Origin of the sequence: Mesorhizobium waimense, from assembly GCF_003601975.1 — a bacterium.
Lineage (GTDB): Bacteria > Pseudomonadota > Alphaproteobacteria > Rhizobiales > Rhizobiaceae > Mesorhizobium > Mesorhizobium waimense.
On sequence record NZ_QZWZ01000092.1, the window covers coordinates 1 to 9967 of the forward strand.

Annotated in this window: 5 protein-coding genes and 3 pseudogenes; 2 read left to right on the forward strand and 6 right to left on the reverse strand. The window is 58.4% G+C overall.

Features of this window, described 5'->3' with window-relative positions; all coding sequences use genetic code 11:
- The 5 genes from D3227_RS38905 to D3227_RS38925 all read right to left on the reverse strand — a co-directional run.
- Window positions 1–2766, reverse strand: a 2766-nt coding sequence (locus tag D3227_RS38905) for an amino acid adenylation domain-containing protein (RefSeq protein WP_120019295.1), incomplete at its 3' end; no start/stop codon positions are given.
- A gap of 140 nt (window positions 2767–2906) precedes the next feature.
- Window positions 2907–4202 carry an aminotransferase-like domain-containing protein gene (locus tag D3227_RS38910; protein WP_120019296.1) on the reverse strand — a complete coding sequence of 432 codons (1296 nt, stop codon included), beginning with the start codon at window positions 4200–4202 and terminating at the stop codon, window positions 2907–2909.
- 759 nt (window positions 4203–4961) lie between these two features.
- Window positions 4962–5507, reverse strand: a complete 546-nt coding sequence (locus tag D3227_RS38915) for a VOC family protein (protein WP_120019297.1) — start codon at window positions 5505–5507, stop codon at window positions 4962–4964.
- 797 nt (window positions 5508–6304) lie between these two features.
- Window positions 6305–6901: a TniQ family protein gene (locus D3227_RS44680; protein ID WP_120019298.1), complete on the reverse strand. Its 597-nt coding sequence runs from the start codon at window positions 6899–6901 to the stop codon at window positions 6305–6307.
- The gene (locus D3227_RS38925) at window positions 6898–7077 is read right to left on the reverse strand and encodes a hypothetical protein (protein WP_245452138.1); all 180 of its coding nucleotides are present in this window, start codon (window positions 7075–7077) and stop codon (window positions 6898–6900) included. Before D3227_RS38925 ends, D3227_RS44680 begins: the two co-directional genes overlap by 4 nt.
- A gap of 1270 nt (window positions 7078–8347) precedes the next feature.
- Between D3227_RS38925 and D3227_RS38930 the strand changes: the two are divergent.
- Window positions 8348–8759: pseudogene (locus tag D3227_RS38930) on the forward strand (Ros/MucR family transcriptional regulator); the annotation flags it as partial.
- 198 nt (window positions 8760–8957) lie between these two features.
- On the opposite strand, the pseudogene D3227_RS38935 reads toward D3227_RS38930, so the two are convergent.
- Window positions 8958–9169 (reverse strand): annotated as a pseudogene (locus D3227_RS38935) (cold-shock protein).
- A 482-nt stretch (window positions 9170–9651) separates the two neighbouring features.
- On the opposite strand from D3227_RS38935, the pseudogene D3227_RS38945 reads away from it, so the two are divergent.
- A pseudogene (locus tag D3227_RS38945) lies at window positions 9652–9843 on the forward strand (IS21 family transposase); the annotation flags it as partial.
- Window positions 9844–9967: the final 124 nt, after the last annotated feature.

Here is a 9967-nt window from a genome sequence, read left to right on the forward strand (position 1 = left end):
GTAGCCGCGCGCCACCCCCGCCCCGCCGATATAAAGCTCACCCACCGCCCCGAACGGAACCGGCTGGCCATGAGCGTCCAGCAGATACACCCGCGTGTTCGCGATCGGACGGCCGATCGGGACAACCGGCGTGTTAAATCCAGCGGTATACACCCAGGCTGTTGCGTCAATCGTTGCCTCGGTAGGTCCATAGACATTGACAAGTGCCCGCGGTGCGAATTGCAGCCATTTAGCGGCTTGCTCATTCCTCAGGAGCTCTCCGCCACAGAATACGTATCGTAAACTATCGACTTCATTTTGCTCAACGTCAGTGACCATGAGCAATGCGGAAAGAAGCGACGGAACCAATTGCAGGACCGTCACTTGATACTTATTTACTAGATCGAAAATCGTTCGAGTATCAAATTGCCGCTCGAGAGGAAGAAGAGCTACATGGGCCCCAATCGACAAGGCTGTCCATAGCTCCCAAACGGCGGCATCAAAGGAGGGGGATGTTCGCTGCAAGAAAATGTCATGGGCAGCAAACTGGAATCGATCCGCCTGCCATGTTGTGTGATTGATCAAGCTCCGGTGCTCGACCATGACGCCCTTTGGGGTTCCGGTTGAGCCCGAGGTGTAGATGATGTAGGCGAGATGGCTGGAGGTCAGGCCGAGGGCGCGCGGGTCGGGGTCGCAGGCGGGCAGTTCGGCCCAGGCCGAGGTGGCCATATCCAGATCGACCACGCTCAGATCGGCGAGCGCCTCGGCGCCGAGGGCGGCGCGGCCGGCGGCATCGCAAAGCAGCAGCCGCGGCGCGGCATCGTCGAGCACCTGCCGCAGCCGCTGAGAAGGATAGGCCGGGTCCAGCGGCAGATAGGCACCGCCGGCCTTGAGGATCGCCAGCAGCCCCACCACCATCGCCGGGCTGCGCTCCAGGCAGATCGCCACCGGCTGGTCCGGCCTCACCCCGAGGCCGATCAGATGATGCGCCAGCCGGTTGGCCCGCGCGTTGAGCTCGCCATAGCTCACCCGCTCGTCGTCATGGACCAGCGCCACCGCGTCGGACGCCTTGCGCACCTGCGCCTCGAACAGCTCATGGATGCACCGCTCCGAGGGGTAAGGCGCCGCCGTCCGGTTCAACTCCTCCACCAGATACGTGCGTTCGGCGGCCGGGAGGATGTCGACGCGACCGACCGGCTGGCCCGCATCGGCCATCACACCATGCAACAAAGTTTGCAAATGCTGCGTCATGCGGCCGATTTGCTCCGGCGCTAATCGACTGGCATCGAAGTGCCAGCGAAAGCTCCCATCCAGAGCGCAAACCTCAAAGGTCAGCAAATTGCCGCATAGGGCTCGGCCCGCTCTGCGGCTCGTCATCAGATCATCAGCGACGGAGTAGCTTTCTGTCGTGACTGTGATGCCAATCGGCCATGGTCGACGCAACCGTAGCGCCTCCGCAACTCGCAATGTCGGGCAGCGCGCGATAAGATCCCGGGCAAAGCCAGCGTGCGCCTTCAGCTGAGCGAGTTCGGCCGCCACCGTCTTGCGCATTTCTTCAAAATCATGTGCAAGGTCAATGGTAACTTCCATCGGCACGACAGGGGCGATCAACACCTTCACCGCCTTAGACCCAGCTTGCGGTCCTTCCGAAGCAGGCGTCCATCCCAGTTGAAGGTCGGTTTCTCCCGTGATGCGGGCGAGATAGACCAGCCAAGCGGTTACCAAGTATTCCGTGCGATCGAGTGGGGACAGCTCAGCCAAAGCACTTGGAATGAACGCCGAACTAGTCCGCCATCTGGGCGGCGCCGCAGCCACGAGCGAAGACGGGAAAGGAAGCTGCAATGTTCTAAGCTGCTCTAGCCGTTGTCGCCAAAAATTCTCTGAAGGCGCCAGCAATTCATGGATGGCAGTTATGTTGCGCGCCTGTTCATCGCCCAAGATCGGAAGGCGACTACCTTCATCCAGATCGAAGTGCCTAGCAAGGGCTCGCGCGTCCAGCGCCTGCCCATCGGGGCCGCCAAATCCAACATTGATATCCTCTGTACCCGTCGCCACCCGCCAATGGCTGGCGTGGACTTCGAGCAGGGAACCTGCCGGAATGCCCGAGCGTTGAGGCCGCACCTCCAGGCGCCTGATTGGGACAGCCTCATCGCCTAAAAGAGCCTTGGGCAGACACATTGGATTGGGATGATAGGACCCAAAGTCTAGGGCCCGCGTCATCGCTGATAACTCTTGCGCGGATTGATCCCATCGCAGACAGCCTGCCGCATCTGGGCGTCGACGTTTCGGAAAATAGCTTCTGTCCCCCAGCGCCTGCGGGTGGGCCGTAAGCTTCCCGCTCTCGAGGCCAGTTAAGAGCTCGCGGAAACTCTCGATCGCGGCTTCATAACATTTGAGGTTCAGGCTCATTGCCGTGTCGGTGGGCGCCACCAGCACTTGGCGCTGAACCACGACGTCACCCGTATTAACACCATCATCGATCCGATGCCACGTGATGGCATATTCGGTCTCTTGCGCCAGCAGCGCCCAAGACGTTGCGTGCGTTCCCGCATATCGTGGCAATGGACCGTCGTGGTAGTTAAATGCACCTCGACGCGCTCGCCTAAACACGTCCGGTGGCAATATGAACGGATTGGCAACGGAGAAAATCCAATCCACTGGCTCCGCCTTCAAAAAAGAGCAGAGCTCTTCGACGCTTTCCATGCACGGGATATTGGCGCCAGTCGCCCACTCTGCGAATATGGCGTCGCCATACAGGGCCGCACCAATGACATGGCCCGTCGCCATTGCCAGCTGAGCGCAGCGGATTGCGAGCGTACCACTGCCCACAATGATGCCGGAGGAGATTGAGCGCCCTGCAGGATTCCTATCCTGATCGCCTCGTTCGCAGCCACGTCCGCGCACCGGAGAAGACCGATATGCCATCTTTATCCCTCCCGCAGTCCACCCACCAAGCTGGGCAATTCCCGCCCAAGCCGCCGCGCCACGTAGCGGCCCAAACCGGTCACACTGGTTCGGATCTGTTCGGGAGTAACCGCGCTGAACGCTAATCGAATCCTGTAGTCTTGAGAGTCATCCAACGCGAAGAAGCTCATGGGCATAACGATGACATTGTCATCTCTTGCACACTCGTTCATGCTCTCCGCGCTAAATCTGAAAGGAAGATCGAGGGTCAGAAAGAAGCCGCCGGAGGGGCGATTCCATCGAATCTGATCCGAGAACGGCGAAAACACACAATCCAGCTGACTCAACATAAGGTCGCGATTGGCACGATACCAATCCAGCGCCGGCCGTATCCAGCCACGCAAGCTTACCCCCTGTTCGATCAACAGCCCTGCCACGATCGCTTGTGTAATTTGGCTCGTATTGAGGGTAACGAAACTCTTGCGCTGAACCAGATCTTCCCAAAGTACTCGGCAAGCTCCCGCGTCTCCAAATATCGTCTCGGGCAGTATCGCAGCTCCCACGCGGAGAGATGGGGTTAGCGTCTTGGAGAATGTAGACAGGTAGATGACACTTCCTACCTCATCCAAAGCGGCCATCGGAGGGATCGCATCACCTTCATACCGAAATAGCCGATATGGGTTATCCTCCAGAATGATGACCCGATGTCTGGCGCACACTTGAAGTACATTGCGTCGTGCGGCCGAATCGAGAACGCGCCCGGTCGGATTATCAAAATCGGGGATAAGATATACCGCCCGAGCCCTCCGACCATTTCGGCGCAATTGCAGGACTGCGCGCTCGATTGCCTCTGCAACGCAAGGCCCTGAGTTGGGTAAGGCTGCAACGGCGACCCTTCCGGCCTTAGCTGCACCGGTTGCGCCAACGTAGGTGGGGTTGCAGACCAGGATCACGTCCGAAGGTTCGGGACACAGCGCCGGCAGGCAGACAGCAAGCGCCTCCTGGCAGCCTGACGTGATTAGTACGCGATCAGTCCTCGCGGCAACCCCCTCATCGGATCGAACCTGTTGTGCAACGAGCTCGCTGATGAGGCCGGCAGTTCGTCCATACTGCAACAACTGAGAGTGTACTTGCCCACCTCCGTGATCGCCGGCTGAATACCGCTCATACACCACTAGCGCATTCAACAGCGCCTGGGGGTCAAGCCTATCGAAGAACCGATCACTTGGTCTGCCCGAGGCCAGGGAAATCGCCGACGGAAACGAACCCGAGACCTCGTTTAAGAAGTTCATTACTGAGGTTGGCGGCATATTATCCATCGTGGACCCCACGCAGAACTACCGGCAAGGTGAGGATCACACCAGTGTGGGTTCGACAGCAGCATTCCGTTGAAACCAGCGGCACGGGCTAGACCGGTTTCAGAAATAGCCGTCTGATTGGCGAGTGTGATCGTCGAACATTGCTCTTACTCCGATTGTGGAGGGCTCTGCATTTTTCGTGCCAAGCGAGAAAAACGCGTCTAAACAAGACGGTCGCTATAAAACTGCCATGACGAGTGTCTGACATCGAACATCGGGCGATCCAAATTTGGCCCGGTATACTGGACTCGCCTGCTCGTCTTCCGTAGTTCGCGGTTGCAGGACTCCTTCCGCGGCCGGTGACTGAGCGACAGTGTCTCCTGCCTTTCCGTCATCAATAGGTAACGCACCTTCAACACCATGGCGGTGTCTGATGCTTGGAGCTATCGACCGGAATAAACCGCCAGGCGGCGCTTCGCACATGGCCTCGGCATCCGCCCAGATTTTTGCGCACACGGGCAGCAAAGGGGCGATCGCATCATCTGACGGTTGCTGGTGATCGGTGCCACAGCCGTCATGCCGCTAGCCCGATGCACATTTCGCTTGCGGCCTCCTTCGGCGGACTTCGGGCCCGCCATCAGCGGACCTCGCATGACTAGTGGCATCGATGCTGTGGATTGCAGGTCGGACTCATGACTGAATCTGATCGACCGTGCCGCAATACAGTCGTGCATTCCACGGCCGCATACACATTGGGGGACTGGGACCGTCCATGTTCCCTCAGTATTTCCCGGACTGCTCCAACTGCTCAAAAAGTTCTTGGACGTTGTTGTCGAGAAACCCTTCCTCGCCGTTCCGATGTACAAGTTCGATGCTCAAGCCGGTGTTAGGGCATCGCGAAGAGAACGCCTGTGTTAGGCCCGGTCCGCTTATTACGGCTGTGTCAAACGACAGCCCTCGCTTCTTGAGGACCTCGATCATCGCCGACACATCGTCCACAGCCAGCGCGACATGGGCCAGACCTACCCCAAAATGCTCGACAAGTTGAGACACCTGCGACTCTAGTTCTGTGCCTTGACAAAGTACAAAGCACATCCCGTCGCGAACCATCTCCGCGCACACCATACCAGTCTTTTTACCCTTTATGTGGAGTCGGCGCCTGAGGTTAAAACCAAGGACACCTTGAAACAAATGAATAGCGTCTTCCAGTCTATGAACGGCCAAGGCGATGTGGTCGATCCCACGAAATCGCAGGTTAGTGTGGTCATCCACCTGTGTGGTGTCTTGCGACGCGCTGTCAAATGACACGTTTACGGGATGACTCATTTCCAGTTCCTTCTCTTTGGATAACGCATTTGGACTCTCGACTGGGCATGTATGCTGTATACTGTAGGTTGGGCGAGAGTAATGATATATGTGTCATCTCTTTCGCCCACCAGCGGGTACCAGCCCGGTTCCAAGCAGGCTCAACTATGATATGGCGGTCACCATCGTCACGAATCTTGCACTCGGGGTAGCCGAGCGCCCTCCGCGGCTCATGTGGCACCGTTGGATCCTAGAACCGGTCCAAGCGATCATATTCCCTATGGGGTCGGTGAGCTTTGATCTAGATCAAGGCGACGCGTATCGAGCCTCATTAAAATCCCAGCCGCGGGCTCGCGACGGCAACTTACAATAGCAGAGATTCCCGCTCGAAGAGCTTAGGTGGAGATTATCACGCTTGACCAACCGAGCATCATCGCCGGCATCCGTTTGGTAGAACACGCGGACGCGGACACCTTGTTTTCATCCGAACTTGCCGCCCTCGGACGCGCTGTTTGTCGTACTTCACTTAAATGTGAGATTGCGCCGACTTCTCCAGAAAATTGCGCTTAATGATGAGAATCAATGCGCTTGAGTCTCAATTCAGCTGCAGTGGCTGAGGGGTTCTCGAGATGCCGACGCCGATTGCAGCGAACCGCGTATAATGGGCGCCAAGAGTTTGGCGCTTGAGTTCGGACACTAGCGTCGGACCTTCCCGGTGGACGATTGAGATACCAGCGAGCAGTGCTATGCGGAGTGCGATCGGCAAGATGGGTCTTGCAATCGTAGGTCTAGGAAGTCCCTGTACCGCTACAAGCTCATCAAAACCTTGAACGACGGCACCAAGGATGGTGGACAAGGATGGTGGAGTGGTCTATCGATGCATCATGGCGGAAGGGCTTTGGGCACCGTCTGATGAGCCGCTCGCCGTGGAGGGCATCTTCCCAAAGATCCTCGAACGGCGATGACGGGCTTGCCAGGGCAGATATTCGCTCCCTCTTGTCATGCTGCCGTTGTCTGCAAACGGGACAGGCTATCCGCCAACCCTCGATCCAGCTTCGCTGTACCGCAGTTGCCGCGCCTTGCCACCTGTTTTGCTCGGCACAGGCGGTGCAGCGTTGAATGGCGCGTGGCGCGACGAGCCGCGCCGCCGATTTTGGGAATCCAGACGTGGTCATTGCCAGGATTGCCGTAGATTGGGTTCGAAACAGCCTCGCAATGTGGCCGTCGGCGGTTGGCCCCAGCTTTGTATCCGATTGCCGCAATGACGTTGCCTCCGGAATGGCATGGCGAAACATTGTCAGCGGTGAGACGCCGTAGAAATCGGCATGGCGCGTGATCCATGACGACAGGAGCTCATCCGGGACAGGTTTGAGAATGACAGGAAGCGGCTTCGTGTCGCCGAGGTCTCGGATCATGCGTAAGCTGTTTCGGCGCTAACTGGCGGGCACCAACTTTCCACCGCTTCATCCGTGATGTGCTCTATGCCGCTCTCGATCGAATCGGCCGCCAGGCTCGTGATCGCGTGGAAAATATTTGCAGTGATGCCGCCGCTGATCTGCAGAATTCGGCGCAGAGATTTCGGCGTGAGCACCGTCGGTCGGCGAAGCGGCAAATTCCGCAAAATGGACGAGACCAGCGCTTCGAACTGTTCGTTCGTAGCTGAAAAGTTTGCAACAGAGCCCGATCGGTGGTCTGCTGCAAATCATGGCTTTGGTCGCTGCCTCGATAGTCCTCCCGTCCCGATGGGTTCTCCCGCCGAATAAATCGTGACAACGCCGCCAAGACCATCTCGACCTTGCCAAGTGTTTCCCCGAGAGGTTCATGCGCGTCGGCAGAGGTTCGAACATGTGCGGAAACAGCAGGTGCACTGCGGGCAGTAACGAACTATTTACCATAAGCGGCCATCCTGACTGAAGGCCCGCCAATATGCATACGTGGCCTCGCACCCCTTACCCAATCACGGTGCGCCCCGCCCATGCCCGCGACCGACGTTGTTCATGTCACCCCTCCGCAGTAAGCGTCGGTCGCCGCCGGCATGTTCAAAAGGATCAACGATCGTCCAATCGTTGTCTTCGAATCCGATACCTCTGTTGTCGAAAATGCGTACGAGCTGGCGTTAGAGGTTCCGCGCTGCTGCACAGTGATGCCTAGACGCTCCCACACGGTCGATAATCGGATTTGCGCCACAGGCTTTCATTTGCTGCGCGCTTCAGCCTGCGGACAGCAGACAGCGAAGCCTCCACCGCCGCGAACAGTCCGCGACGGCGGGTCGATTGCCGGACCGGGCCGCCATTTTTGGGAAGCGAACCACGCTATTGGCGGCGTAAACCATGCCGCTCATCTCTTGCCCGCACCATTGCCCCCGTCCTCTTTCAGCCGGCCGTTCATCCCGATCGCCGGTTCGATGTGATGATGTCCCCTGTCGAGAATAGTCTTTGTTGTCGAGCATGAGGGTCTGAGCCGTCTTGTTGGTCCTTCGTTTGCCATTGCCCCCAATGCGCGGCGCGCGGTCACAGCATCGAGGCCTTGGCGAAATTCTGAGGACGCGGCCCGTACTGCCGTTTGATCGTGTCGTCGGTTTCGACCTCACCCTGACGAGGTTCGGTACTCGCCTGCCCTTCCTGCCGGCGACGCGGCTGGCGTAGGGCCACTCTACCGTGCGATCACCGCGGAAAATACGACAGGGAGACCACAATAATCATGCTGGGACTGAATACTTTTCTGCCTAACGCCGAAAAAAGGAAACGGCGGCCCTTGCGGTTCTTCACTGCACGGCTGCCACCTTGACGTAAGCGTCATTGCGCAAGAACCCGGGGATCACAAAAAGCGGAAACTTCGCCGACTGTTGATCATGCCATAAGGAGCGCTGCTGCGACGTCGTCTCGGCCTATGTCTCGAACAATCCAGTTCCGATGGGCGAACTCCCAGCCCTGATCGGCCAGGTGCATGCGGCACTGAAGGGAGTGGCCGCCGGCTCCGCACCGGACAAGCCGGAAGTTCTCAATCCAGCAGTGCCCGTCAGGAAATCGGTCACGCCGGACTACATTATCAAAGAAGTTCAAGTCGCTGAAGCGGCATCTGTCGACCCACTACGGTCTGACGCCGGACGAATACCGTGTCAAATGGGGCTTGCCTTCTGACTATCCGATGGTCGCGCCAAACTACGCCGTGGCGCGCTCGGCATTGGCCAAGAGCATGGGCCTCGGCCGTAAACCCAAGGAGCCGGAAGCGTCCGCGCCTGCGAAGCGGACCCGCAAGAACGCCACAGCTTGATTGATCGCCCGCGGTCGTCCTGGCGAACAGCCGCTGCCCAAACTCAACTCCGACGAAAAAAGGCGGGGAGCCCCCGCCTTCTTGCAACGTCTTTTCCATCCCGATGGGCTGACAGCAGTCGGCTGCTCTTGTTGAGCGGCTGTCAGTCCCGTCCGCCACCTACTGCGTCCTTCCGGCTTGCGCCGGGACACGGGAGAGTCAGCCTGCTTTGCTGAGATTGCCGGCCGACGATTTGCCGGTGCGCCGGTCTGCTCAATCTCATGATTGATCTTCTGACCATCGGCGAGGGTCGAAAGACCGGCACGCTCGACAGCGGAAATGTGGACAAACACATCCGGACCACCACCATCGGGTTGAATGAAGCCGAAGCCCTTGGTGCTGTTGAACCACTTCACGGTTCCAGTCGCCATCTATCTTATTTCTTCATAACAACTGCAGAATGGCCTGGCAACAAGCCAAGCCGGTCCTTATTGAGACTGGGAAATAAACGCAGCAAACGGTAGAAATCGCAGGGCCTGATCGTTCGACCGAAAATCAACACCGCGGGGTAGCAGACGGCCGGGCCACAAGCCCATTTTCGAGGTTCGATCGCTGCGACGCGCCGGCCTTACCACATTGTCGCAAACCGCCGGGCAATGCACGTACCGGACCGCGCCATCCCTATGATACCATGCTCTATGGCCATTGGCTCGACATCGCGTCCTCGGCACCTGCCGGAAAAGGGGTTTCCAGCCTACGCGTACTTGCCCGGCAGGCAGCCGCATCCCGTCCGCGATCCCGCTGGACATAGCTATCGTGTCGAGCCGATGCCGGTCGCCGCAGATGCGTCGCTTGGCTCAGATCCATTCCTCTGGGGCCTCGACCTCTTCAATCACGGTTATTACTGGGAAGCACAGCGGTGCGGATTGTCGAGCGCTGGCTTCTTGGTCGCCTGCGCCATCGTGTCTTTTACAGCCTGGCTGAGGTCAACGCGGCGATCGGCGAGTTGCTTGCCGATCTGAACGATCGCCGGGTGCTGCGTCGTGTCAATCGTACGCGACGGCAATTGTTCGAAGAGATCGACCGGCCCGTGCTCAAGCCGCTGTTGATGGCTTTTCAAAAGCGCGTCTAAACGACGACAAGCGTTTGGTGCTTGTGGACGGAACAAAAAGGCGGCCTTTGCAGGCCGCCGAGTGTGGAGGATGTGTGCTTTAGAGCGAGGACGGGGC

Excerpts from the sequence above, each read along its gene's own strand:
- D3227_RS38910 (WP_120019296.1), bottom strand. The coding sequence starts at position 4,202 with ATGGATAATATGCCGCCAACCTCAGTAATGAACTTCTTAAACGAGGTC.
- D3227_RS38915 (WP_120019297.1), bottom strand. The coding sequence starts at position 5,507 with ATGAGTCATCCCGTAAACGTGTCATTTGACAGCGCGTCGCAAGACACC.
- D3227_RS44680 (WP_120019298.1), bottom strand. The coding sequence starts at position 6,901 with ATGATCCGAGACCTCGGCGACACGAAGCCGCTTCCTGTCATTCTCAAA.